This is a genomic window from Mycobacterium sp. SM3041 (assembly GCF_039668335.1).
GTDB lineage: Bacteria > Actinomycetota > Actinomycetes > Mycobacteriales > Mycobacteriaceae > Mycobacterium.
This window is the reverse complement of sequence record NZ_JAYXBQ010000054.1, coordinates 36,731-61,708: the sequence shown is the minus strand read 5'-3', so window position 1 is coordinate 61,708 and position 24,978 is coordinate 36,731. Positions and strand designations below refer to the sequence as shown.

The 24,978-nt window shown below is 66.8% G+C and carries 22 protein-coding genes and 1 pseudogene; 11 read left to right on the top strand and 12 right to left on the bottom strand.

The genetic code is table 11. From position 1 onward, the window contains the following. Positions 1-116: 116 nt before the first annotated feature. Positions 117-1,247: a dimethylsulfone monooxygenase SfnG gene (gene sfnG, locus VXD91_RS19265; RefSeq protein WP_212812982.1), complete on the bottom strand. Its 1,131-nt coding sequence runs from the start codon at positions 1,245-1,247 to the stop codon at positions 117-119. A 185-nt stretch (positions 1,248-1,432) separates the two neighbouring features. On the opposite strand from sfnG, the gene VXD91_RS19260 reads away from it, so the two are divergent. Continuing rightward, positions 1,433-2,284, top strand: a complete 852-nt coding sequence (locus tag VXD91_RS19260; protein ID WP_212812984.1) for an LLM class F420-dependent oxidoreductase — start codon at positions 1,433-1,435, stop codon at positions 2,282-2,284. Positions 2,285-2,366: 82 nt separating this feature from the next. Here the strand turns inward: VXD91_RS19260 and VXD91_RS19255 are convergent, their stop codons facing one another. After that, positions 2,367-3,896, bottom strand: a complete 1,530-nt coding sequence (locus VXD91_RS19255) for an acetyl-CoA acetyltransferase (protein WP_318987230.1) — start codon at positions 3,894-3,896, stop codon at positions 2,367-2,369. 175 nt (positions 3,897-4,071) lie between these two features. Between VXD91_RS19255 and VXD91_RS19250 the strand changes: the two genes are divergently transcribed. Further along, complete coding sequence (locus VXD91_RS19250; RefSeq protein WP_346416180.1) at positions 4,072-5,184, top strand: ATP-binding protein; 1,113 nt, start codon at positions 4,072-4,074, stop codon at positions 5,182-5,184. 3 nt (positions 5,185-5,187) lie between these two features. Then, positions 5,188-6,273: a MarR family transcriptional regulator gene (locus VXD91_RS19245; protein ID WP_346416131.1), complete on the top strand. Its 1,086-nt coding sequence runs from the start codon at positions 5,188-5,190 to the stop codon at positions 6,271-6,273. Between the two features lie 134 nt (positions 6,274-6,407). Here VXD91_RS19245 and sucD read toward each other — a convergent pair whose 3' ends face one another. Together sucD and sucC are read right to left on the bottom strand one after the other, a co-directional pair. Further along, entirely contained in the window at positions 6,408-7,310 is a 903-nt protein-coding gene (gene sucD, locus VXD91_RS19240; protein WP_020099021.1) for a succinate--CoA ligase subunit alpha, read from the bottom strand. A gap of 15 nt (positions 7,311-7,325) precedes the next feature. Then, positions 7,326-8,489 carry an ADP-forming succinate--CoA ligase subunit beta gene (gene sucC / locus VXD91_RS19235; RefSeq protein WP_318987225.1) on the bottom strand — a complete coding sequence of 388 codons (1,164 nt, stop codon included), beginning with the start codon at positions 8,487-8,489 and terminating at the stop codon, positions 7,326-7,328. 269 nt (positions 8,490-8,758) lie between these two features. Here sucC and VXD91_RS19230 point away from each other — a divergent pair, with 269 nt between their 5' ends. Both VXD91_RS19230 and VXD91_RS19225 read left to right on the top strand, forming a co-directional pair. Beyond that, on the top strand, positions 8,759-9,853 hold the full coding sequence (locus tag VXD91_RS19230) for a M23 family metallopeptidase (protein WP_318987224.1): 1,095 nt from the start codon (positions 8,759-8,761) through the stop codon (positions 9,851-9,853). Between the two features lie 99 nt (positions 9,854-9,952). After that, positions 9,953-10,594 carry a hypothetical protein gene (locus VXD91_RS19225; protein WP_318987241.1) on the top strand — a complete coding sequence of 214 codons (642 nt, stop codon included), beginning with the start codon at positions 9,953-9,955 and terminating at the stop codon, positions 10,592-10,594. Positions 10,595-10,660: 66 nt separating this feature from the next. Here VXD91_RS19225 and pcrA read toward each other — a convergent pair whose 3' ends face one another. Beyond that, the gene (gene pcrA / locus VXD91_RS19220; protein ID WP_318987223.1) at positions 10,661-13,000 is read right to left on the bottom strand and encodes a DNA helicase PcrA; all 2,340 of its coding nucleotides are present in this window, start codon (positions 12,998-13,000) and stop codon (positions 10,661-10,663) included. A 232-nt stretch (positions 13,001-13,232) separates the two neighbouring features. Here pcrA and VXD91_RS19215 point away from each other — a divergent pair, with 232 nt between their 5' ends. Next, a complete protein-coding gene (locus VXD91_RS19215; RefSeq protein ID WP_020099016.1) occupies positions 13,233-13,526 on the top strand; it encodes a chorismate mutase in 294 nt (97 codons plus the stop codon). A 281-nt stretch (positions 13,527-13,807) separates the two neighbouring features. Here VXD91_RS19215 and VXD91_RS19210 read toward each other — a convergent pair whose 3' ends face one another. Further along, on the bottom strand, positions 13,808-15,256 hold the full coding sequence (locus VXD91_RS19210; protein ID WP_346416130.1) for an NAD-dependent succinate-semialdehyde dehydrogenase: 1,449 nt from the start codon (positions 15,254-15,256) through the stop codon (positions 13,808-13,810). A gap of 50 nt (positions 15,257-15,306) precedes the next feature. Here VXD91_RS19210 and pgi point away from each other — a divergent pair, with 50 nt between their 5' ends. After that, on the top strand, positions 15,307-16,983 hold the full coding sequence (gene pgi / locus VXD91_RS19205; protein ID WP_346416129.1) for a glucose-6-phosphate isomerase: 1,677 nt from the start codon (positions 15,307-15,309) through the stop codon (positions 16,981-16,983). Between the two features lie 51 nt (positions 16,984-17,034). On the opposite strand, the gene VXD91_RS19200 is transcribed toward pgi, so the two are convergent. Beyond that, positions 17,035-17,784 carry an SDR family oxidoreductase gene (locus VXD91_RS19200; protein WP_346416128.1) on the bottom strand — a complete coding sequence of 250 codons (750 nt, stop codon included), beginning with the start codon at positions 17,782-17,784 and terminating at the stop codon, positions 17,035-17,037. Positions 17,785-17,844: 60 nt separating this feature from the next. Here VXD91_RS19200 and VXD91_RS19195 point away from each other — a divergent pair, with 60 nt between their 5' ends. Then, the gene (locus tag VXD91_RS19195) at positions 17,845-18,390 is read left to right on the top strand and encodes a chorismate mutase (RefSeq protein ID WP_346416127.1); all 546 of its coding nucleotides are present in this window, start codon (positions 17,845-17,847) and stop codon (positions 18,388-18,390) included. A gap of 1 nt (position 18,391) precedes the next feature. Here the strand turns inward: VXD91_RS19195 and VXD91_RS19190 are convergent, their stop codons facing one another. Both VXD91_RS19190 and VXD91_RS19185 read right to left on the bottom strand, forming a co-directional pair. Continuing rightward, the gene (locus VXD91_RS19190; protein WP_346416179.1) at positions 18,392-18,865 is read right to left on the bottom strand and encodes a zinc finger domain-containing protein; all 474 of its coding nucleotides are present in this window, start codon (positions 18,863-18,865) and stop codon (positions 18,392-18,394) included. A 147-nt stretch (positions 18,866-19,012) separates the two neighbouring features. Next, positions 19,013-19,255, bottom strand: a pseudogene (locus VXD91_RS19185) (DNA-formamidopyrimidine glycosylase family protein); the annotation flags it as partial. Between the two features lie 40 nt (positions 19,256-19,295). Here VXD91_RS19185 and VXD91_RS19180 point away from each other — a divergent pair. Further along, entirely contained in the window at positions 19,296-21,080 is a 1,785-nt protein-coding gene (locus VXD91_RS19180) for an FUSC family protein (RefSeq protein ID WP_346416126.1), read from the top strand. A 51-nt stretch (positions 21,081-21,131) separates the two neighbouring features. Here the strand turns inward: VXD91_RS19180 and VXD91_RS19175 are convergent, their stop codons facing one another. Further along, positions 21,132-21,527: a phage holin family protein gene (locus VXD91_RS19175; RefSeq protein WP_318987171.1), complete on the bottom strand. Its 396-nt coding sequence runs from the start codon at positions 21,525-21,527 to the stop codon at positions 21,132-21,134. Further along, positions 21,524-22,270, bottom strand: coding sequence for a precorrin-6A synthase (deacetylating) (cobF, locus tag VXD91_RS19170; RefSeq protein ID WP_346416125.1), 747 nt, complete (start codon positions 22,268-22,270; stop codon positions 21,524-21,526). The genes VXD91_RS19175 and cobF overlap by 4 nt, the downstream gene beginning before the upstream one ends. 115 nt (positions 22,271-22,385) lie before the next feature. Here cobF and VXD91_RS19165 point away from each other — a divergent pair, with 115 nt between their 5' ends. Both VXD91_RS19165 and VXD91_RS19160 read left to right on the top strand, forming a co-directional pair. Beyond that, entirely contained in the window at positions 22,386-23,582 is a 1,197-nt protein-coding gene (locus VXD91_RS19165; RefSeq protein ID WP_318987169.1) for a diiron oxygenase, read from the top strand. 59 nt (positions 23,583-23,641) lie between these two features. Then, positions 23,642-24,517, top strand: a complete 876-nt coding sequence (locus tag VXD91_RS19160; protein WP_318987168.1) for an LLM class flavin-dependent oxidoreductase — start codon at positions 23,642-23,644, stop codon at positions 24,515-24,517. A gap of 6 nt (positions 24,518-24,523) precedes the next feature. On the opposite strand, the gene VXD91_RS19155 is transcribed toward VXD91_RS19160, so the two are convergent. Further along, positions 24,524-24,883 carry a DUF5709 domain-containing protein gene (locus VXD91_RS19155; RefSeq protein ID WP_318987167.1) on the bottom strand — a complete coding sequence of 120 codons (360 nt, stop codon included), beginning with the start codon at positions 24,881-24,883 and terminating at the stop codon, positions 24,524-24,526. Positions 24,884-24,978: the final 95 nt, after the last annotated feature.

Below are 24,978 nucleotides of genomic sequence, written 5' to 3'. Positions count from 1 at the left end.
CCTGTCGACTCGACCAACCACGCTAGCGCACTTCACTGAGGTCGCCCCGCATCAGTTCGGCCCGCAGTGCACCGCCCTGACCGGCCGCGACGGTCCTGAGCAAACTCGCCGAGCCGTCACGCCGGGACGCGGATCGGCGCCTCCGCGGCGTCCTGTTCCGCCTCCTCGATTTCCCGCACCAACGGCAGCACCTTGGCTCCGAAGTACTCGATTTCCTCCTGGAAATGCAGGAAGCCGCCGAGGATCAGGTCCACGCCCCGTTTGCGGTAGGCAGCAATCCGTTCGGCGATCTGTTCCGGAGTTCCGATCAACTTGGTACGAAAACCGTCGTTGTACTGCACGAGGTCGTCGAAGCTCGAATCCGCCCACATGCCCTTCTTGTCACCGGTGGAGTTGCCGGCCTGCTGCACTGCCTGGCGGAATCCCTCGACGGCGGGCCGGTTGGCCTTCGCGACGATCTCCTTGAGGACCTCTTTCGCCTCTTTCTCGGTGTCGCGCGCGATGATGAAGCCGTTCAGCCCGAAGCGGACCTCCCGGGCAACCTGACGGGCGTGGTCGCGGACGTCCACGACTTGCTCGGTCACGCCGTCGAAGTCCTTGCCGTTGGAGAAGTACCAGTCGGCGTAGTAGCCGCCGTTGCGGCGGGCCGCGCTCGAGTTGCCGCCCTGGAACAGTTCCGGGTTGGGGCGCTCGGCCGTGTTGAGCGGCTTCGGCTTCAGCGTGAAGTCGTGGATCCGGTAGAAGTCGCCACGGAAGTCGACGTCGTCCTCGGTCCAGATCTTGCGCAGCACCTGGAGGAATTCGGCGCTGCGGCGGTAGCGCTCGTCGTGTTCCAGCCAGGGCTCGCCCAGGTGCGTGAATTCGTCCTTGAACCAACCGGAGACGACGTTGACGGCGAAACGGCCGTTGGAGAGGTGGTCGGCCGTCGCTCCCAGTTTCGCGAGCACCGCCGGCTGCCAGAGGCCGGGGTGAACGGCCGCAATGACTTTCAGCCGCTCCGTTGCCAGGAGCAGCGCGAGGCTGAAGCTCGTCGACTCGTGCTGATACTCGGCGCCGTAGCTGGCCTCGTACCGCACCTGGCTGAGGGCGTACTCGAAGCCGTTGTTCTCCGCGGTCTGCGCGAGCTTCTTGTTGTACTCGTAATTCCAGTCGGTCCGCTGCTCGATGTCACTGGTCACCAGGCCGCCGCTGACGTTGGGCACCCAGTAGGCGAACTTGACGTGGTCGGCGATGCGTTCGGTCGTCATGGGCCCATGTGAACAAGCAAGCCCAGCCACCGTCGTGGGTAACGTTCGCGATGAAGTTATCTCCGGATCGGTTCACGGGCGTCCAGCAGCTGCGCTGTTTGGGAAATTCCCAGGTAATGGGCCCACTTCGGCATTCTTGACACCCACTCTTGCGCCCCATACTGAAACACGTTCTAATTCACCGTATGGACTACGGGCTCGTACTTTTCACCAGCGACCGCGGCATCAAGCCCGCCGCCGCCGCCAAACTGGCCGACGACCACGGCTTCACCACCTTCTATGTGCCCGAACACACGCACATCCCGATCAAGCGCCAGGCGGCCCACCCCACCACCGGTGACGAGACGCTGCCCGACGACCGCTACATGCGGACGCTCGATCCGTGGGTCGCGCTCGGCTCCGCCGCATCGGTGACGTCGCGGGTGCGGCTGTCGACCGCGGTGGCGCTGCCTGTCGAGCACGACCCGATCACTCTCGCGAAATCGATTGCGACACTGGATCATCTGTCCGGCGGCCGGGTCTCGGTCGGCGTCGGATTCGGCTGGAACACAGACGAACTCCAGGACCACAACGTCCCGCCGGCCCGCCGCCGCACCATGCTGCGCGAGTACCTGGAGGCCATGCGCGCGCTGTGGACCCAGGAAGAAGCCGAGTACGACGGCGAATTCGTGAAGTTCGGTCCGTCGTGGGCCTGGCCGAAGCCCGTGCAGTCGCACGTCCCGATCCTGGTCGGGGCGGCCGGCACCGAGAAGAACTTCAAGTGGATCGCCAAGTCGGCCGACGGCTGGATCACGACGCCGCGCGACTTCGACATCGACGAGCCGGTCAAGCTGCTGCAGGACACCTGGGCCGCTGCCGGCCGTTCAGGTGCGCCGACCATCGTCGCGCTGGACTTCAAGCCGGACGCCGACAAGCTGGCGCACTGGAAGAAACTCGGTGTGACCGAGGTGCTGTTCGGGTTGCCGGACAGTGACGAGGCCACCGTGTCGGCGTATGTCGAGAAGCTGGCGAAGAAGTTGAGCGACTTCGGGATCTGAGGTTCTGTCCCGCGCCGAGATTGACGAATTGGTCGCTAATCTCTTGCAAGAACGACCATTTCGTCGATCTCGGCAACCAAGATCAGGCCAGCACAGCCCGATTACCCTCGTCGGTCGAGGTGACGACGATCTTTGCGCCCAGCGGCTCGCCGTCGCAGAGCACTGCCATGAGGTCCACGTCCGTTGTGGTGGCCAAGAACCGGCTGCCATCCGCGTCAAGGCGCCCGATGATGATGCCCGTGTTGGGAGTCCAGTCGTATCGGACGGTGTAGGTCTCGATGGTCGCGGGGCCTTTCGCATGCTCGGTGACGGCGACCGTCGGCCACGACGCGACCTCTGCGCACAATTCGGCGCTGTTGTCGGCCACCCAGTCCGCCGGCTCGGTCGAATAGATGCCGACCGAGAACTTGCTGGCGATGCCGCCGTTCGCGCCCACCAATGCGAATTCGCCTGGGGCTTCCCGCATTCGGGTGACCGCTTCAGCGATGCCATGCAGCGAGTAGTTGTTTCCCGGGCCGCCGAAGTACGGCAGGCCGCCGGTCAATGTCAGACCCCGCGGATCGTCGGTCGCCAGGCCGACGCCGTCACAGATGTTGAACACCGGGAACGGGAAGCAGCTGTACAGGTCGAATGCCGAGACGTCATCGATTCCAATTCCGGCCACCCGCAACGCTTCCCGTACGGCCAGTACCGATGCCGGGCTGGCACCGACATCGGGACGGTCGAGCAGCTTCTGCTCCTTCATGTCCGCATGACCACGCAAGTAGACCCACTTGGATTCCGGCACACCGAGTTTGCGCGCCGACTCCACGGACATCAGCAATGCGGCCGCACCCATGTTCACTTGGTCGCGGGCCACCATCAGCCGCGGGTAGGGGTCGCAGATCATCCGGTTCTTGTCGGTGACGGTCACCAGCTCGTCGACGGTGCGCTCCACCGGCGCCGACGAATACGGATTCTTGGCCGCGACTTTCGACATCGGGGCGAACAGCTCCCCCATCGCCTGTCGGTAGTCCTGCACGGACAGGCCAAGCCGTGCCCGCCGGGCGTTCTCCAAGAGGCCATACTGCACCGGCGCACCGATCAGCCCGTGCCGGACGGTGTACTCGTCGAAGATGCCGTCGTACCCGTAGCCGCGGTCCTCGAGCTGGCCGTCGATGGTCTCCGAGTGATCGGGGTTGTCATCCCGACCCTTGAAGTAGCGGATGCTGGACGTGTTTTCCGACCCCATGATCATCACGACGTCGGCGCGGCCGGCCACGATCTCGCCGGCGAATTCGGTGATCAGGTGTTGCGGGCTCTGCCCGCCGATGACTTCGAGCACGGCGCGGGCGGGATCAGCGCCGATGCGCTGCGCCACGGAGCGCGGGTAGTTGTTCGATTTGCCGAGCGGCGCCGGAACGTGGCCGGAGATCTCGAACTGCCGGGTGCCCGCGACAGTGTCGATCGCCGCGGCAACTGCGGTGACGTCGGCTCCGGTGTCCTGCAGTGCCGCCTGCGCGGCCGCCGCTGCGAGGTCGACCGAGGACATGCCGCGGTAGTCGGGGTCCTCAAGGCGCTCGGTGAACTGACCGACACCCACGATCACCGGCGTACGCGGATCGACACCCATTACAAACCTCCAGACAACTGTTAATTCGACAGGCTAACCGATTGGGAGGCGACCGCGCATGACGGGTAGCTGGGCATTTACGCCAGAGCACACGTACAACAATTCAAACGTACAACTATCTAGACGTACAGCTAATTCGACGTACAATTGCCAGATGAATTGGCCCATCAGACCCATGTCCCTCGTGGTCGGCGGCGTCGTCCCGCCCGAGAACGTGGTGGGCCGCGTGCGCGAGCAGCAGGAAATCCTGGCCAGCCTGCCCGACGGTGGCGCTGCTCTCGTCGGCGACCGTCGGCACGGCAAGACGTCCCTGGCCCGACTCGTCGCGCACACCGCGCGGCTGCAGGGCCTGACGGTCGTCTCGGTCAGCGCCGAGCGGCAGACCTATGCCGAGTTCGTCACGGCTCTCGCCGCCGAGCTCGGCCGCGTCGACAACGCCCTGCGCCAGGAGGTCGACCGTTGGAAGGTCGCGGTTGGCACCGGGCCGTTCAAGTTCGAGCGGGTTCGCGCCGACGCCGCTCTCGACGATCTGTTGCAGCGCGCCGTCGCCCGCACCAAGGACGGCCCGTTGGTGCTGTTCATCGACGAGGTCACCGTGCTGGCCCGGAACCTCGAACGCGAAAAGCCGGGCGGCGGAGACGCGTTCCTGCACCTGCTGCGCCGGTTCCGCCAGGAACACTCCGGCCGCCTGGCCACCGTCCTGTCCGGTTCCATTGGCTTCCACCATGTCTCGGAAGACGCGCTCAGTTCGGTCAACGACATCCGCAAGGTCACGGTCGGCCCGATCCGCCACGACCATGCCACTTACCTCGCCGAGTGCCTGCTGCTCGGCGTGAACGTCCGGACCACCGACCGACATCTGGTCGCGGAATCCATTGCGGCGGCGGCAGAGAACGTGCCGTATTACATCCAGCACCTGGTCGCGGGCGCGGCACGAGAAGGGTCCGTCAAACCGGACCGCATCGCGGAGCTACTGTCCGCCGCCATCACCGATCCGCACGATCCCTGGGACCTGCGGCACTACCGCGACCGGCTGCGCAACTACTACGGCGACGACGCCCCTGCCATCGCCGGACTGCTCGACATCTACGCCCATGCCCCAACCCCGTTGAGTGTCAACGCAACACTGCAGTTCCTGAAGACCGAGGGCTCACCCATCACCGATCGCGACCAGTTGGTTTCGTTCATCGAGCGCCTCGAGCAGGACCACTATCTGCGTCGCGTCGGCGACGACGACTGCTTCGCCTCCGGCCTGGTGCAGTCGGCTTGGCGAGCCATGAGGCGGTAGGCCATGACCCACCCTGCGTTCTCACCTGGCACCGTCGACCCCGACGAACTCGACGCCCGCACCGTCGGCCGCGGGCCCCTGCTGAAGCGGTTGACGGATCGCATCGTCAGCTCCGCGCAGGACGGCTCCCGGCCGCACACCTTGCTCATCGCACCTCGCGGCGCTGGTAAGACCCACACGCTTCGGGTCGCGATCCATCGCGCGCTGAAACACCGCAAGGCCGCCAAAGCCACACTGCTGCTGACACTTCCCGAGGACGCCCTGGCCATCGGCAGCTATCCGGACCTGCTCGTCGAACTGCTGCGCACGCAGGGCTCGGAAATACTCGGACGAGCCCAGGAGCTTCGCGGCGACGCACTGGAGCTGGAACGGGAAATCCTCGACCTGGCCGCCGGCCGTATGGTGTTGGTCGCGATCGAAAACGCCGACCGCATCTTCGACGCCATCGGCGAGGCGGGCCAGGGCAGTTTTCGCGCCTGGGTCGAAACATCCACCGCCGTCTTGGTTTTCGCGACGTCTCCGGCGCTGTTCCCGGCAGTCTCGTCCCGCACCCACCCGTGGTACGGCTCGTTCATCATCGAGGAACTACCCGACCTCGCGGACACTGACGTCGCCGAGTTCCTCACGCAGCACGCCCGCGATCGCGGATTGGCCGCGTACGTCGAGACTTCCGAGGGGCGGACCAAGGTCGGCGCGACCGCCCAGATCATCGGCTGGTCACCGCGTAACTGGCAGATCATCGCCGAGACCGTCGACCGCGCCGCACTGGAAAGCGTCACTCCCGCTGCCGACGCGGTATTGGAACAGCTGACGCCGCATTATCAGCAGTTGCTGTGGCAGCTTCCGGCCGGCGAACAACGCCTGATCGTCGAACTGGCCCGCGCCGACGGCGCCCGCACTGTCACCGATCTCTCTGCCGCCGTGGGCATTTCGAACCAGTCGGCGTCAGCGGCGCTGGGCCGCCTCACGGCCGGCGGCTGGGTCCGCGCCGCCAAAGCGGACTCCGGCGACCGTCGCGCCACCTGGTACGACCTCTGCGATCCACTGCTCCGGCACTACGTGCACTACCGCGAGCGCCGCCAGCGCTGACGCGGCCAATGTGCAGCCAGAGCGCCCCACTGCCGGGATCTGCGATCTGTTTGCACACTCGCATCGTCAGCCGCATTCGCGCGAAACACAACAGGCCCCCACCAGAAGGTGGGGGCCTGTTGTGCAGAAAGAAATTACAGCGACTGCAGGATCTCGCGAGCCAGCGCAGCGGTGGCCGACGGGGTCTTGCCGACCTTGACGCCGGCAGCCTCGAGGGCTTCCTGCTTGGCGGCGGCGGTGCCCGACGAGCCCGAGACGATGGCGCCGGCGTGGCCCATGGTCTTGCCCTCCGGAGCGGTGAAGCCCGCGACGTAGCCGACGACCGGCTTGGTGACATTGGCCTTGATGTAGTCGGCGGCACGCTCTTCGGCGTCGCCACCGATCTCGCCGATCATCACGATGACCTTGGTCTCGGGGTCCTTCTCGAACGCCTCGATGGCGTCGATGTGGGTGGTGCCGATGACCGGGTCGCCGCCGATGCCGATGGCGGTCGAGAAGCCGAAGTCACGCAGCTCGTACATCATCTGGTAGGTCAGGGTGCCGGACTTGGAGACCAGACCGATCGGGCCCTTGCCGGTGATGTTGTTCGGCGTGATGCCGACCAGCGCCTCACCGGGGGTGATGATGCCCGGGCAGTTGGGGCCGATGATGCGGGTCTTCTGACCCTTCTCGACGTTGTAGGCCCACGCGTACGCGCTGTCCTGCACCGGGATGCCCTCGGTGATGACGACCAGCAGCGGGATCTCGGCGTCGATGGCCTCGATGATGGCGTCCTTCGAGAAGGCCGGCGGCACAAAGGCGATCGACACGTCGGCGCCGGTCTCCTTCATGGCCTCGGCCACCGTGGCGAACACGGGCAGCTCGATGTCGTTGCCGTCCTTGTCGACGTGCGAGACCTTGGTGCCGGCCTTGCGGGCGTTCACGCCACCGACGACCTGGGTGCCGGCCTTCAGCATCAGCTTGGTGTGCTTGGTGCCCTCACCGCCGGTGATGCCCTGGACGATGACCTTGGAATCCTTGTTCAGGAAGATAGACATAAGTTGTTGGCTCCCTTACTTGTTCGCCAGCTCGGCGGCTTTGTCGGCACCGGAGTCCATGGTCTCGGCCTGGATCACCAGCGGGTGGTTGGCCTCGGCCAGGATGCGGCGGCCCTCTTCGACGTTGTTGCCGTCGAGACGGACGACCAGCGGCTTGTTGGCCTCGTCGCCCAGCATTTCCAGGGCCTTGACGATGCCGTTGGCGACGGCGTCACACGCGGTGATGCCACCGAAGACGTTGACGAAGACGCTCTTGACCTGGCTGTCGCCCAGGATGACGTCCAGACCGGCGGCCATCACCTCGGCCGAGGCGCCACCACCGATGTCCAGGAAGTTGGCGGGTTTCACGCCGCCGTGGTTCTCGCCGGCGTACGCGACGACGTCCAGCGTCGACATGACCAGGCCGGCACCGTTACCGATGATACCGACGGCGCCGTCGAGCTTGACGTAGTTGAGGTCGTGCTCCTTCGCCTTGAGCTCGAGCGGGTCGGTGGCTTCCTTGTCCTCGAACTCGGCGTGGCCGGGCTGACGGAAGTCGGCGTTGGCGTCCAGGGTGACCTTGCCGTCGAGGGCGAGAATCTGGTCGTCGGGGGTGCGAACCAGCGGGTTGACCTCGACCAGGGTGGCGTCCTCGGCGACGAAGACCTCCCACAGCTTCTGGATGGTCACGGCTGCGGCGTCGAGCACCTCGGCGGGCAGGTGGCCCTTCTCGGCGATCTCGCGGGCGAAGGCCAGGTCAACGCCCTTGACGGCGTTGACGGGAACCTTGGCGAGACGCTCCGGCTTGGTGGCGGCGACCTCTTCGATCTCCATGCCGCCCTCGACAGAGCACATGGCCAGGTAGGTGCGGTTGGCGCGATCGAGCAGGAAGGAGATGTAGTACTCCTCCGCGATGTCGCTGGCCTCCGCGACGAGCAGCTTCTTGACGATGTGGCCCTTGATGTCCAGACCGAGGATGTTCTGCGCGTGCGTGAGGGCGTCCTCCGGGGTGGCGGCGTACTTCACGCCACCGGCCTTGCCACGGCCACCGACCTTGACCTGCGCCTTGATCATGACGGGCTTGCCGATCTCTTCGGCGATCGCCTTGGCGTCATCGGCGGACTCGGTGACCCGGCCCGGTGTAGTAGGGACGTTGTGCTTGGCGAACAGCTCTTTCGCCTGGTACTCGAAGAGATCCATGAGCTCTGAGAAATCCCGTTCTGTCTGCGTTGACGGTTGAATTCACTTCAGCATTGGGCCGCACTGGCTCGCTCGGCACTTTAGCCACGTACTAATGAGTAGCCAGCACCGCCTACTACCCATGTGGTACATCTCACCTGAGAGCAACCAGTGAGGCAAATCACAGTTCCCGGCCAATGACATCTATAGGTTGCCAATCGGTTCTGATTTTCAGTACCGTCATGGGCGGTCTCGGTAACGGTACGGTCACGGAGCAAAGGAATTTTCGGTTGGCTGAGCACGATTCGTCGGTAACTCCCCTCGGAGAGGCGACGAACGCCGGCAACACTGAGAACGCTGCCCGCACCACCATCAAGCTATCCCGCGCTGTGAGCCCTGCTGAAGTGACCGACATCATCCCGTTCAACGAGTTCGGTGACCTGCACGATCTGGACCTCTCCGAGAGCGCGTTCCACCGCGATTCCCGCGTCAACGCCGCCCCCGAGCTCGACGATCTGAACGACACCGACGACGAGACTCCCCTGACTCTGACTGTTCCGGCCGAATTCCGGCAGCCCGAGGGCGCGCAGCGCCTCTCCGCGAGCGCCTACCGCGACAGCCACACCGACACCAGCAACGGTCTCGACGACACGGACGTCATCGACCTGCGCGCGAGCCGTGGCACCCATCGCAAGCCTGAGCCCGTCAATGGCGTGAAGGGCCGCCTGGTCGCCGCCGCCATGGCCGTCGGCGCCACCGCTGCCGCCGGGTACTCGATGATGACCAGCGCCGACCAGCCGACCAGCACGAAGCTGGCCGCTGACCAGGTCGTCCGCGCGGACGGGTCGACCGGCTCCTCGGACGGCATCCAGATCGTCAACGTCGAACCCGCCGCCGCGTCCGGCGCGGTGCACGCCCAGGAGCTCGCCAACGGCGCGGCGTTCGCGCAGGAACGCGCCGAGCGCGAAGCCCGGCTGGCCCGCCCGCTGTTCGTGATGCCGACCAAGGGCGTGTTCACCTCCGGCTTCGGTTACCGCTGGGGCGCGTTGCACGGCGGTATCGACATCGCCGGCCCGATCGGTACGCCGATCGTCGCCGTCTCCGACGGCGTCGTCGTCGCTGCAGGCCCGACCGCTGGTTACGGCGCGTGGGTCAAGGTCCGTCACTCGGACGGGACCGTCACGCTGTACGGCCACGTCAACACCTGGGTCGTCTCGGTCGGCCAGCGGGTTTTCGCCGGCGACCAGATCGCCACCATCGGCAACCGCGGCAACTCGACCGGCCCGCACTGCCACTTCGAGGTGCTCATGGGCGGCAGCCAGCGCATCGACCCCGTGCCGTGGCTGGCACAGCGTGGCCTGAGCCCGGGTAACTACGTCGGCTGATCCGTGACGGACAACAACGCCGACGGGCCAGCCCAGACGCATTCGTCCGACCCCACCCAATCTTTCGGACGTCACTCTGACGACGAACCCAGAACGGGGTTGATCCGGCGCGCGCCGACGGGAGCCTTTCCCGTCGCTGACGCACCGCCCACCAGCATCATCCGCCGCACGCCCACTGGTTCGATACCCGTCGTCGACGCTCCTCAAACGAGTGTCATCGAGCCCGCGACCGGTCTCATTCCCGCCGAGCCCGTGACCGGCCTGATCCGGGCCGAGGATGCCCCCGCGACCACGTTCATCCCGGCCTCGGGCCCCGCTCCGGCAGCGGCTCCCGCTCCCGAGTCGGCTCCGACGCCGGCGCCCAAGCCACCGCCCGGGCCGTTCGCCGCCTGCGCCACTGCCACGGCCTGCATCTTGAGTGGCTGGGCGACGGCCGTCATCGCCACTTCACTGATCGCCGGGTGGTGGCGCACCGATCCGCTGTTCTGCGTCGCCATCGGCTTCCTCGCCGCCGTCGGCTGCGGCGCCACCATCGGCGGGCAGATCGCCGTCCTGCTGCGGCGCCGCACGGGCCGGGTCGTGGTGGTGGTCGGCGCCTTGGTGACGCTGGTGATCTTCGCCAGTTTGTTCGTCGCCGGGGCCAAACTGCCGCCGATCGTCTACGGCATCCCGGTGCTGCCGATCGCCAGCATGGTGCTCGCGATGCTGCCCGTTACCGGCCGCTGGTGCACCAAAACCTGACGCGCCGAAGCGAATCCGGCTAAAAATCAGCGAGATCGCACCGTCCGACTTTCGCGCGCGCCGACGCTAAAGCTTCTGTACCGGAGCGTGGTTGTGCATCAGTTTGACCCGGCCGGAGCTGCCGAAATCGATGAGCGACATGGCCGATTCGCCGACACCACTGACCTCCTCGACGCGGCCCAGGCCGTACTTGTCGTGCGTGACACGGTCACCTGGCGAGAGCACCACCAGCGGCTTGTTGCGGTTCGGCGCCGGCCGCATGGGCGACGGACGTCCACCACCGAGACCACCGCCCGATCCGCCGGACCCGTAGCCTCGCGGCGCCGACAGCGATGGTGGCGGCTCGACGCGGCGCCAGTCGATGAGCTCCTGCGGAATCTCCTGCAGAAAGCGCGATTCCGGGTTGAGCATGGGCTGCCCCCACGACGAGCGCACCTTGGCGCGGCTGAGGTACAGCCGCTGGCGCGCCCGGGTGATGCCGACGTACGCCAGCCGACGTTCCTCGGACAGTTCGGTCGGGTCGCCGAGGGCGCGCATGTGCGGGAACATGCCGTCTTCCCAGCCGGTCACGAAAACCACGGGGAATTCGAGGCCTTTGGCGGTGTGCAGCGTCATCATCGTGACGACGCCGTCGCCGTCTTCGGGGATTTCGTCGGCGTCCGCCACCAGCGAGACCCGTTCCAGGAACGCGGCCAGCGCTCCGGTGTCGGGCACGTCCTCGTCCAGTTCCTCTTCCTGCAAAGCCTGCGCGTTGGCCAGGTCGGTGCTGAATTCGTGTGCGACGCTGACCAATTCGTTCAGGTTGTCGAGCCGCGCCTGGTCCTGCGGGTCGCTGGACGCTTCCAGTTCGCGGCGGTAGCCCGTGCGGTCCAGCACCGTCTCGACCAGGTCACCCAGCTCGCCGTCGAGCCCGCCGCGCAGGCTGTCCATGAGCTCGACGAAACTGGCTATCGCCTTCTCCGAGCGGGAGTTCAGCATCGGCACCCGGCCCTCGGCGGCGGCCTGCAGCGCGTCACTGAAGCTGGCGCCGGTGTTCTCCGCGTACACCGCCACGCAGGCCTCGGCGCGGTCACCGATGCCGCGGCGGGGGGTGTTGAGGATGCGCCGCAGGCTCACCGCGTCGCCCGGGTTGTCCAGCACCCGCAGGTACGCGACGATGTCGCGAATCTCCTTGCGCTCGTAGAAGCGCATGCCCCCGACGACTTTGTACGGGATGCCGGCCCGGATGAAGATGTCCTCCACGGACCGCGACGAGTTGTTGGTGCGGTAGAACACCGCGATGTCGCCGTAGCTGTACTTGGTGTCGATACCGCTGCCCTTGGTGGTCAGCGTGTCGATCTCCTCGGCGATGAACCGGGCCTCGTCGTGTTCGTTGTCGGCGACGTAGCCGACGATCAGCTCGCCCTCGCCGGCGTCGGTCCACAGCTTCTTGTCGCGGCGTCCGGCGTTGCGGCTGATGACGCCGTTGGCGGCCGACAGGATGGTCTGCGTGGAACGGTAATTCTGTTCCAGCAGAATGGTTTTCGCATTCGGGAAGTCGCGCTCGAAATCCTCTATGTTGCGGATCGTCGCGCCGCGGAACGCGTAGATGGACTGGTCGGCGTCACCCACGACGCACAGTTCGGCGGGCGGGACGTCGTCGGCGCCTTCGGGCGCGTGGTGCCCGACGAGCTCGCGCACCAGCACGTACTGGGCGTGGTTGGTGTCCTGGTACTCGTCGACCAGGATGTGCCGGAAGCGGCGCCGGTAGTACTGCGCGATCTGCGGAAAGCTCTGCAGCACAGCGACCGTCTCGCCGATCAGGTCGTCGAAGTCCATGGCGTTCGCCGCCCGCAGCCGGCGCTGGTATTCGCCGTAGACCTCGGCGACGATCTTCGGCAGGTCCTCGTCGGCCTCCGACGCCTCCGAGGCCGCCTGCAATGGGTCGATCAGTTCGTTCTTCAGGTTCGAGATCGCGGTCGCCAGCATGCGCGGCGAGTACCGCTTGACGTCGAGGCCCAGGTCCTTGCCCACCATCATCAGCAACCGGCGCGAGTCGTCGGCGTCGTAGATGGAGAAGTTGGAGTTCAGCCCCGGCAGCAGCGAGGCCTGGTTCCGGAGGATGCGGACGCAGGTGGAGTGGAACGTCGACACCCACATGGACTTGGCGCGGGGGCCGATCAACTGGACCACGCGCTCACGCATCTCGGCGGCGGCCTTGTTGGTGAACGTGATGGCCAGGATCTGGCCGACGCCGACATCGCGGTTGGCCAGCAGGTAGGCGATGCGCCGGGTCAGCACCGCGGTTTTGCCCGAGCCGGCGCCGGCCACGATCAGCAGCGGCGAACCCTCGTGCAGAACCGCTGCACGCTGCTGCGGGTTGAGGCCGTCCAGAAGCTGATCGATGTCGGGGGCTGTGCTCGTCATATCAGCTCAAACTTACCGCCGGGGTGCGACAAGCCACGCATTTCCCCGGTCGCTTCAGTCGCCTCTTTGCGCTGGCACCGGCCGGGATGGCACACTCGGAACGTGCTCAATGCGCAGCAGCGATTTTTCTACGGGTACCGGACGCCGGTACCCGGGGTTTAGCTGCTTCCCTTCAGCCCCGTGGTCCGCATCCGGATCCGGGGCTCGTTTGTTGTGTGAGGCCTGAATTCGGATGACACCAGAATCCACCAACAGCGAGGAAACCATGTCGACCGAAACTGAACTCCCCAACATCGACGAGCTCCGCCTGGAGATCGACGAGTTGGACGCCACCATCCTTGCGGCCGTCGCCCGTCGCACCGAGGTCTCCAAGATGATCGGCAAGGCCCGCATGGCCTCCGGCGGCACCCGGCTGGTGCACAGCCGCGAGATGAAGGTCATCGAGCGCTACAGCGAGCTGGGCCCCGAGGGCAAAGACCTCGCCATGCTGCTGCTGCGTCTCGGCCGCGGCCGCCTCGGCCACTGACCTCCGCTCACTGACCAAACTTCTCGCGACCAAACTTCCCGCGAGCGGCCGTGTCTGTACGGCGACACACCGACTTCGGTGTGTGGTCTGCGCACCTTCGCGCCTGGTGAGCGGCCGTGTCTGTACGGCGACACACCGACTTCGATGTGTGGTTTGCGCACCTTCGCGGCCGGTGAGCGGCCCCATTTGTACAAGCAACCACGGCGTGTTGCGTACAGACACGGCCGCTCAGGCCAAGGGTGAGGGGCGCCAAGGCGTCAGGGCGTCAGGGAGTCAGGGAGTCAGGGAGTCAGGGCGATGTACTTGGTGTCGAGGTACTCCTCGATGCCTTCGGTGCCGCCTTCGCGGCCGAAGCCTGACGACTTCACCCCGCCGAACGGCGCCGCCGGGTCCGAGATGACGCCCCGGTTGACGCCGACCATGCCGGACTCCAGCGCCTCGGACACCCGTAGCGCCCGGTCGAGCGATTGCGTGTAGATGTAGGCCGCCAGACCGTACTCGGTGTCGTTGGCCGCGGCGATCGCCTCGTCCTCGGTGTCGAATCCCGTCACGGGAGCGACGGGCCCGAACACCTCCTCCTTGAGGATGCGGGCATCGGCAGGGACGTCGGCCAGGACCGTCGCGGGATAGAAGTAGCCCGGACCGCCCGGGGCCGTGCCGCCGACCGCGACGGTCGCGCCGCGCGACACCGCGTCGGACACCAGGTCGGTGACGGTGCCGAGCTGCTTGGCGTTGATCAGCGGGCCGAGCGTCGCGTTCTCGTCCAAGCCGTTGCCGAGCGTGAACTCGCTCATCCGCTGCACCAGCTTCGTGGTGAACTCCTCCCGCACCGCGTTGGCGACGTGGAAGCGGTTGGCCGCCGTACAGGCCTCGCCGCCGTTGCGCATCTTGGCGAGGATCGCGCCGTCGACGGCGGCATCGATGTCGGCGTCGTCGAACACCAGGAACGGCGCGTTGCCGCCGAGTTCCATCGACATGCGCAGCAGCTTCTCGCCGCCCTGCTGCACCAGCGCCCGGCCGACGCCCGTCGACCCGGTCAAGGTCAGCTTGCGCAGCCGGCCGTCGTTGATCAGCGCGGCGGTCAGTTCACCCGGACTGGTGGTCGGCAGCACGGACAGCACGCCCTTGGGCAGCCCGGCGTCGGCCATCAGTTTGGCCAGCAGCAACATGGTCAGCGGGGTTTCGGCGGCGGGCTTGACCACCATGGTGCAGCCGGCCGCCAGGGCCGGGCCGATCTTGCGGGTGCCCATGGCCAGCGGGAAGTTCCACGGTGTCACCGCGTAGCACGGGCCGACGGGCGACTTGGTGACGACGATGCGCCCGGTACCTGCTGGGCTGGGGGTGTAGCGGCCGCCGATGCGGACGGCCTCTTCGGCGAACCAACGGAAGAACTCGGCGCCGTACTTGACCTCGCCGCGGCTCTCGGCGAGCACCTTGCCCATCTCGAGCGTCATCAACGTGGCGAGATCTTCGGCGCGGGCGGTGATGGTCTCGAACACCGACCGCAGGATTTCGCCGCGCTCACGGGGCGGGGTTGCCGCCCACTCCTTTTCGACAGCCTCCGCGGCGTCGAGTGCGGCGATGCCGTCCTGCGGCGCGGCGTCGGCGACGCGGACGATGACGTCCTCGGTAGCCGGGTTGAGCACTTCGAACGTGGATTGACCGGCGCGCTCCTCACCGCCGATCCAGAGGCCAGTTGGGACAGACGACAACAACGCGGCGATGTCCATACACCCATCATGTACGGCGGCGTTTCCTACGTCACACTAGGGTTTGAGGCATGGCTGATCAGACTCCCGCTGCCGACATCACGACCACCTCAGCCTGGAAGGCGCTCAGCGCGCACCACGCCGCGGTCGAGGCGACCACGCTGCGCGAGTTGTTCGCCGACGACCCGGACCGCGGCCGGGAGCTGACGCTGACCGTCGGCGATCTGTACATCGACTACAGCAAGCACCGCGTGACCAGGGAAACCCTTGCCCTGCTGCTCGATCTGGCCCGTGCGGCCGGCCTTGAGGAGCGGCGCGACGCCATGTTCGCGGGACAACACATCAACACCTCCGAGGACCGCGCCGTGCTGCACACGGCGCTGCGGCTGCCCCGCGGCGCCTCGTTGGTGGTCGACGGTCAGGACGTGGTCGCCGACGTGCACTCGGTACTCGACGAGATGGGCACCTTCACCGACCGGCTGCGCAGCGGTGAGTGGACCGGGGCCACCGGGCAGCGCATCACGACGGTCGTCAACATCGGGATCGGTGGTTCCGACCTGGGCCCGGTGATGGTCGACCAGGCCCTGCGCCATTACGCCGACGCGGGCATCACGGCGCGGTTCGTGTCGAACGTCGACCCGGCCGACCTGGTGGCCAAGCTCGACGGACTCGACCCTGCCACAACGCTTTTCATCGTCGCCTCCAAGACGTTCTCGACGTTGGAAACGCTGACGAACGCCACCGCCGCCCGGCGCTGGCTGATTGAAGGACTGGGCGACGGGGCTGGATCGGAGGCCGTCGCCAAGCACTTCGTCGCGGTGTCGACCAACGCAAAGCTGGTGTCCGAGTTCGGCATCGACACTGCGAACATGTTCGGCTTCTGGGATTGGGTCGGCGGCCGCTACTCCGTCGACAGTGCCATCGGGCTGTCGGTGATGGCCGTCATCGGCAAGGAGCGCTTCGGCGAATTCCTGGCCGGCTTCCACCTGGTCGACGAGCACTTCCGCACCGCGCCACTGGAGGCGAACGCGCCGGCGCTGCTCGGGCTCATCGGCCTGTGGTACTCGGATTTCTTTGGCGCACAAGCCCGTGCGGTGCTCCCCTACTCCAACGACCTGGCCCGGTTCGCCGCCTATCTGCAGCAGCTGACCATGGAGTCCAACGGCAAATCGGTGCGCGCCGACGGCACTCCGGTGAGCACCGATACCGGCGAGATCTTCTGGGGTGAACCGGGAACCAACGGCCAGCACGCCTTCTACCAACTGCTGCACCAGGGCACGCGGCTGGTGCCGGCCGATTTCATCGGCTTCAGCGAGCCGACCGATGATCTGCCCACCGCCGACGGCACCGGCAGCATGCACGACCTGCTGATGAGCAATTTCTTCGCCCAGACCCAGGTGCTCGCGTTCGGCAAGACCGCCGAGGAAATTGCCGCCGAAGGCACCCCTGCTGCCGTCGTCCCGCACAAGGTGATGCCGGGAAACCGGCCCACCACTTCGATTTTGGCGACCAAGCTGACGCCGTCGGTGGTCGGACAGTTGATCGCGCTGTACGAGCACCAGGTGTTCACCGAAGGCGTCATCTGGGGCATCGACTCGTTCGATCAGTGGGGTGTCGAGCTCGGTAAGACGCAGGCCAAGGCCCTGCTGCCGGTCATCACGTCCGACGCCGCGCCCGCACCGCAGTCCGACAGCTCCACCGACGCCCTGGTGCGCCGCTACCGCGTCGAGCGCGGCCGCGTTTCCTAGGGATTTGTGCACGAAAATCCGCGGCCGGCGCGGAAAATCGTGCACAAATCCCTAGGCGAAGTACTTGGTGAACCGCGGCGGCACCAGCTTCATCACCTCGACCAGCGGCCACCACGGCCAGCCGGGGACGACGGCGCGGCCCTTCTCCTTCTCGATGGCGTCGACCATGGCCTTCACACCGGTCTCGTTGTCGACCATGAGCATCGTGGAGCCGGCTTTCGCGGTCATCTCCGACTCGATGTAGCCGGGCTCGAGGACCGTGATCTTGATGGGTCCGGACGGGTACTCGGCACGCAGCGACTCACCCAGCGACGTGACGCCGGCCTTGCTCGCGGCGTACGCGGCCTTGAACCCGGGCACCCCGACGTTGCCGAGCACCGACGACACCAGGACCAGATGGCCGCGGCCCGTGGCCTTGAACATCTCCAGTGCCGTTTCGATCTGCACCAGCGCCGCAACGAGATTCGTCTCGATGGTCACCTTGTTGGCCCACAGCTTGCCGCCGCCCAGCGGGTAGCCCTTGCCGATGCCGGCGTTGACGATGACGCAGTCGATACCGCCCAACTGATCGGACAGTTCCTCGAACACCTTGGGCACCTGGTCGTGGTCGTTGACGTCCAGCGCCGCGATGGCCACCGTCACCCCGGGATACTGCGCCGTCAGTTCGGCCTTCAGTTCTTCGAGGTTGTCCAGCCGGCGGGCACACAGCGCGAGGTCGCGGCCCTTGGCGGCGAACTGCCGGGCCATACCGGCGCCCAGGCCCGAGCTCGCGCCGGTGATGAGGATCTTCTGCCGAGTCATGCCTGCAGCGTAACCAACTCGACACCTGTCAAGAAAGGTTGCATGGTGCAGGATCGAAGGATGAAGCTCGCCGCCCTGTTGGTTGCCGCCCTGGGCATGACGTGGCTGCCCCTCGCCCACGCCGACGACGATCAGCTGTTCCGGCTGGTTGACACCGCCGCCCAGCGGCTGCAGACCGCCGATCCGGTGGCCGCCGTCAAGTGGATCAGCGGCGGCTCGATCGAGGACCCCGCGCGAGTGGAACAGGTACTGAATGCGGTCGGCGCCCAGGCCACCGCGTCCGGTGCCGACCCGGTGTTCGTGCGGCAGGTGTTCACCGATCAGATTCACGCCACCGAGGGCATCGAGTACCTGCGGTTCAGCCAGTGGAAGTTCGATCCGGCCGCGGCTCCCACCACCGCCCCGGATCTGTCCGAATCCCGCACGGCGATAGACGGTTTCAACCGCACCATGGTCGCCGAGCTGGCGGCACACCAGAGTGTCCTGCACGGCCCTGGATGCCCGGGTGCGGTGGACGCCGCTCGAACACAAGTCACCGAGCAACGGCACCTCGACCCGCTGTACCAGCAGGCACTGGTGACGGCGACCAAGAACTACTGCAACTGAATCACTTGAGCAGCTTCGACATCCGCCGGTCGGCCAGCACCTTGCCGCCGGTCTGGCACGTCGCGCAGTACTGAAAAGACTTGTCCGCGAAGGACACTTCCCGGACGGTGTCACCGCAGACCGGGCACGGCAGCCCGGTGCGGGCGTGGACCCGGAGCCCAGAGCGCTTCTCCCCCTTGAGGGTTGCCGCCCCCTGTCCGACCGATCGGGTCACCGCATCGGTGAGCACCGAGATCATCGCGTCGTGCAGCGCACTCAGTTGTTCGGGCGTCAGTTTGCCCGCGGTCGCGAACGGCGAAAGTTTGGCCACGTGCAGAATTTCGTCGCTGTAGGCGTTGCCGATCCCGGCGATCACGCGCTGATCGGTGATGACGTTCTTGATCCGGCCAGTGTTGCCGGCCAGCACCGCTGCCAACTCCGCCGGCCCGAGCGACAGCGCGTCCGGCCCCAGCGTGGCGATCTGCGGCACGGCCAATGGGTCGTTCACGAGCCACACCGCCAGCCGCTTCTGGGTGCCCGCCTCGGTGAGGTCGAAACCCGGTGCCTCACCCGGCTTTCCGAGATGCACCCGCAGCGCGATCGGGCCCTTGCCCGGTTTCAGCGGCGCGGCCGCCAGCTTCTCCGACCAACGCAGCCAGCCCGCCCGTGACAGGTGGGTGATCAGGTGCAGGTCGCCGACCTGCAGGCCCAGGTACTTGCCCCAGCGGTTGGCACCCGTCACCTCCTTGCCGTACAACGCCGTCGGCGGCGGGTCGAAGGTCTTGAGCACCGACAGAGCGGAGACGTCGACGCGGCCCACCGGCAGTCCGACCGCATGACGACGCAGGTGATCGGCGAGCGCCTCGACCTCGGGAAGTTCCGGCATGGGTTCAGGCTAGCGACTGGATGTACCGCATGCTGTACACATGGCAGACCGCTCGGCGCCCGCCCCGGCCACCAATCCGCTGCGACGCATGCTGGTCATCAACAGCGTGCCGCGTCGCTGGCCGTTCGCACTGCGGGCGTCGATCTGCATGGTGGTGCCGATTCTCGCGGGGTGGGCGGCAGGAGACGTGCCGGCCGGGCTGGTCGCCACCATCGGTGGTTTCACCTCGCTGTACGGCAGCGGACGGCCGTATCTCAACCGCGCGATGTATCTCGGCGCCATCGCGGTCTCGTTCGCGGTGGTCGTGGCGCTCGGCGACTGGGCGGCGGCAACCCCTTGGTCGGCGGTTCTCGTGGTGAGCGTCATCGCGATGGCCGCCGTACTGATCTGCCAGGCCCTGTCGGTCGGACCACCCGGCGCCTACATGCCGGTGCTGGCGTGCGCGGCGGCGGTCGGGATCGCGGCCGAGCACCTGAGTCCCTGGCGGCTGGGTGCGCTGGTACTGGCCGGCGGCGCGTTCGCCTGGGTGGTGCACATGGCCGGCGTACTGGTCCGCCCCCGCGGGCCCGAGCGCGCTGCGGTGGCCGGTGCCGCCGAAGCGGTCGCCACCTACATCGAAACGTCTTCGCCCGATGCGCGGCACCGCGCCGCCCAACTCTTGCACGAAGCGTGGATCACGCTCGTCACGTTCCAGCCGGTGCACCCCAAGCCTGACGACACCCTGTATCGACTGCGGATGACGAACCGCCGGCTACATGTGCTGTTCGCCGAGGCCATGGCTGCCGCCGATCACGGCCGGCCGCTGTCCGTCGACAGCGCCGCACTGGCCCGGCAACTGGGCACGGTGCCCGACGACATCGGCGGCAGTTTCGCGGGCCTGATCCCGCTCGGGCGGCCGTCCGTCGCGACGCTGCTGCGCCGGGCGGTGACGCCGGGGGCTCCCCCGCTGACCGCGGCCCTGCGCACCGCGGTCGCCGTCGCGATCGCCGGCACCGTCACCGTCGGCCTGAACATGGACCACGCGTACTGGGCGATGGCGGCGGCGGTGCTGATGCTGCACCAGGGCTTCGACTGGCGGCGCACGGTGCAACGCGGCCTCGAACGCACCCTGGGCACGTGGCTCGGCCTGGTGCTGGCCGGGGGCATCTTGATCGCGGCACCGGGTGGACCGTGGCTGGCCCTGATCGTCGGTACGTTGCAGTTCGTCATCGAGATGTTCGTGGTGCGTAACTACACCGTCGCGGTCATCTTCATCACGCCCGCGGCCTTGACCATCGCGTCGGGCGGACACCACATCGCCGACGTGCCCGCCATGCTGCTCGCCCGCGGTATCGACACCGTGATCGGTTGCGCGGTGGCACTTCTGGTGTTGTGGGTGACGCGGCGCGGCCATCCCGCGGCGCGCCCCGCCGAGTCGATCGCGGCCACGCTGGATGCGGTCGCGGTCGTGGTCGGACATCTGGCCGCAGGTCAGGTGACCACCGATCAGGCCCGCAACGACCGTCGCGATCTGCAGGTACGGGCGATGGCCATGCTTCCGGTGTACGACACCGCCATCGGCGGATCGAGCCGCAGTCGGGTTGCGGCAGAACGACTTTGGCCGATCATCGTCGCAACCGAGCAACTGGCCTACCGCACACTCGCCACCGCATGGGCCACGGAGCAGTCCGAAGCACCGTTCACCCCCGCCGACGCCCAGCGACTGACCGCGACGCTCGGCGATCTGGCCGACGCGGTGCGCACCGGACGGCCGGCAGCCGAGATCACCGAGCCACCGGCGTTCGGCGCCAACGAGTTACACGCGATCCGGGCGTCCCTGACGTAGGGATTTGTGCACGTTTTTCCGCGGTCGGCGCGGAAAAACGTGCACAAATCCCTAGCTCTCGATGGCGCGCTGCACCAGACCCAGCGCCCAGCCGACGATCGACAGCAGGATCGCCGCCCAGATCGCCGTGAACCAGAACTGGTCGATCCCCAGGCCCCAGTGGGTGGTGTTCTCGGTGATCCACGAGGTGATCCACAGCATCCAGGCGTTGATGACGATGTGGATGAGGCCGAGCGTGAGGATGTAGAGCGGGATCGCGAACAGCTGCACGATCGGCTTGATGATGGCGTTGACCAACCCGAAGACGAACGCCACCACCAGGATGATGCCGACCCGCTCGAGTTGGCCGGCGCCCACGGGGAAGACGAAGTAGATCCCCGACACCATGCGCGTGACCAACCACAACGCCAGGCCGGTCAACCCAGCACGAACCAGCAGCGATTTCATGCTGTCGATTCTGCCCGCAGCAGGTAGGTGTCCATGATCCAGCCGTGCCGCGCCCGGGCGTCGGCCCGCTCCCGCGCGATGCGTTCCCCGACCTCGCCGACGGTCCCGGCCATCAGCATCTCGTCCGGGGTCCCGAGGTAGGCACCCCACCAAATCCGCGTCTGCGGTGGGCATTCCAGGAACGAGCACTCGCCGTCGAGCATCACGACCGCGGCGCCGGCCAGGCCGTGCTCACGCAGCTGACGACCCGTCGTGATGAGCACCGGCTCGCCAATGTCGTTGAGCGGGATGCGATGTCGGGCCGTGAGCGCCTGGATGGCGGTGATGCCGGGGATGACGTCGAACTCGAACTCGACGTGTTCGGCGACGCGGTCCAAGATGCGCAGCGTGCTGTCGTAGAGCGACGGGTCGCCCCACGCCAGAAAAGCGCCGACGCCGTCGGGCCTCAGTTCGGTCTCGATGGCCTGCGCCCACAGCCGGGCCCGCGCGGCATGCCATTCGGCGACGGCCTCGTGGTACTCGCGATCTTTGGCCCGCTTGGGATCGGGCAGTGCCACGAACCGGTAGCCGGGGTCTTCGATGAAGCGCTCGCAGATCAGCCGGCGCAGCGCGACGAGATCGTCCTTGGCGTCGCCTTTGTCCATCGCGAAGAACACCTGCGTGTCATTGAGCGCCGCGATGGCTTGGGCGGTGACGTAGTCCGGGTCGCCGGCGCCGATACCGATGACGTGGATTGTGCGCATCCGCGAAGGCTAGCGGCCTGCGGCGGCCGCAGTTTTATCCAGTACCGCAGGTATTGACTACCTCTGGTATCGGACGTAGCTTCGGATTACGGACACTTTCGAAGGGATGTCAACGATGACAGCTTCGGTCAAAGGCCAGACGACGCGCGCGGAATTCGCCGAACGCCTGCTCAAAGGCTCGGTACGCAAGTCTTACGCGCCGATCGTCGACATCGACTGGGACGCGCCGATCGACCCGGACAAGTACTTCCTGCCGCCGAAAGTGGTGTCGCTGTACGGCACCCCGCTCTGGGAGTCGATGAGCCGGGCCGAGCAGATCGAGCTGTCACGCCAGGAACTGGTGAACACCCTGTCGGCGGGCATCTGGTTCGAGAACATCCTCAACCAGGCCCTGCTGCGCAAGGCGATGCATCAGGACCCGACGGCGAGTGCCACCCACTACGAGCTGACCGAACTCGGCGACGAGACCCGCCACATGGTGATGTTCGGCAAGGCCATCGAGAAGGTGGGCGCCGACCCGGTACGCCCCAAGTGGTACCAGCGCACCATCATCAACATGCTGCCGTTCGCGTTCCAGGGCTCGGTGCTGTGGGTGGCGGCGCTGATCGGCGAGGAGATTTTCGATTCACTGCAGCGGCAGATGATGGACGATCCCGAGCTGCAGCCGATGGTGCAGCGGCTCATGCGAATTCACGTCACCGAGGAGGCCCGGCACATCCAGTTCGCCCGCGACGGCCTGCGCAAGCGGGCGCCGGAGATGTCGTGGGCCAAGCGCTTCTGGATCGGTAACCTCAACGGCGTGGGCGGCCTGTTCTTCCGGTTCCTGTTCACCAACAAGGTGCAGTACCGCCGCGTGGGGCTGGACGCGCGGGCCGCGCGCCGCATGGCGCGGACGTCGCCGCACCGGATCGAGACACAGATCGCCGGCTTCGCGCCGCTGGCGTCATTCCTGGAGGAAGTTGGACTCCTCGGCCCCATCGCGCGGCGGTTGTGGCGGCGGAGCGGATTCCTGCCCGGCGGTCCCGTGGCGCCGGCCGCGCGGGCGGAAATTGCGGAGGCCGAAGACCTGTACGACGGACCCGCCACGATCGACGGCCGCGACGTCCGGGTCCGGCTGGCCGGGCACCTCGATCCGATCGACGGCCAGTACCACTGGCGGGGAACGGTTTTCGAGACGCTCGACGAGCTGCCGCGCACTGCCGTCACCGTGGCCGTGGGCGAGCGCACTGCAACGGCACGCGTCACCGAGCGCAGCCAGCAGGGCGGCTACGCAATCAGCGGCACCGGGTTGCCGCCGTTCCCGCTGAACTGACGACCACTGAATGGGCCGTACCCGGCCCATGAAACTAGAACACGTTCTAGTATCGCTTCATGAGGTTCACCTACGCCGAAGCGATGACCGACCCGTCCTACTACATCCCGCTGGCCAAGGCGGCGGACGAGGCCGGCTACCACGCGATGACCATCCCGGACAGCATCGCGTACCCCTTCGAGTCCGACTCGACCTACCCGTACACCGCCGACGGCAGCCGCGAGTTCCTCGACGGCAAGTCGTTCATCGAGTCGTTCGCCCTGATCGGCGCGCTGTCGGCCGTCACCACCAAGCTGCACTTCAACATCTTCGTGCTGAAGCTGCCCATCCGGCCGCCGGCGTTGGTGGCCAAGCAGGCCGGCTCGCTGGCCGCGATGTTCGACAACCGCCTGGGCCTGGGCGTGGGCACCAGCCCGTGGCCGGAGGACTACGAGGTCATGGGTGTGCCGTTCGCCCGCCGCGGCAAGCGCATGGACGAGTGCATCGACGTCATCCGCGGCCTGACGCAGGGCGACTACTTCGAGTACCACGGCGAGTTTTACGACATCCCCAAGACCAAGATGACGCCGGCGCCGACCAAGCCGGTGCCGATCCTGGTCGGTGGCCACGCCGACGCCGCACTCAAGCGCGCCGCCCGCAACGACGGCTGGATGCACGGCGGCGGCGACCCGGCTGAGCTCGACCCGCTGCTCAAGAAGCTCGCGCAGTACCGCGAATCCGAAGAGCGCATCGGGCTGTGCGACGAGTTCCAGATTCACGTCATCTCGATCGACGGCTTCACCGTCGACGGCGTGAAGCGCCTCGAGGACAAGGGCGTCACCGACGTCATCGTCGGCTTCCGCGTGCCCTACATCATGGGCGAGGACACCCAGCCGCTCGACGAGAAGATCAAGCACCTGGAGATGTTCGCCGAGAACGTCATCGCCAAGGTCTGAGCGCGACTACTCGTCGATGACGTGGACCGCGGCCTCCTCGGCGGAGGCCGCGCTCCCGTCGATGCCGACGTCCCCGGCAAGCAGCTCACCGTCCTGCTCGCCGGCCACGAGCCGGCCGGACCGCTGGTCACCGACCTCGTCTTCGCCCCACTGCTCGTCGGGATCGTCACCCTCGTCAAGCTGCAGCGCCGGGTCCGGCTCTTCCTCGGCGAGCAGCTCGTCGAGGGTCTCTTGGTCCCGGGGCTCACGCCATTTGTCGGGCGGCACGTAGCCCTCGTCCAGCAGGTCGTCGACGCCGCGGTCGATCAGCATGTCCTCCTGCGTCAGCTGATCGTCATCCTCGTCGGTGTAATCGCCTGAGCTCATGGCCTCAGGATGCCACCGAACGGCGCCTTTGGCGAGGAGACACAGATGTCCCCGACACGTCAGGGCGTCAGGGACATCTGTGCACACTCCAGCAG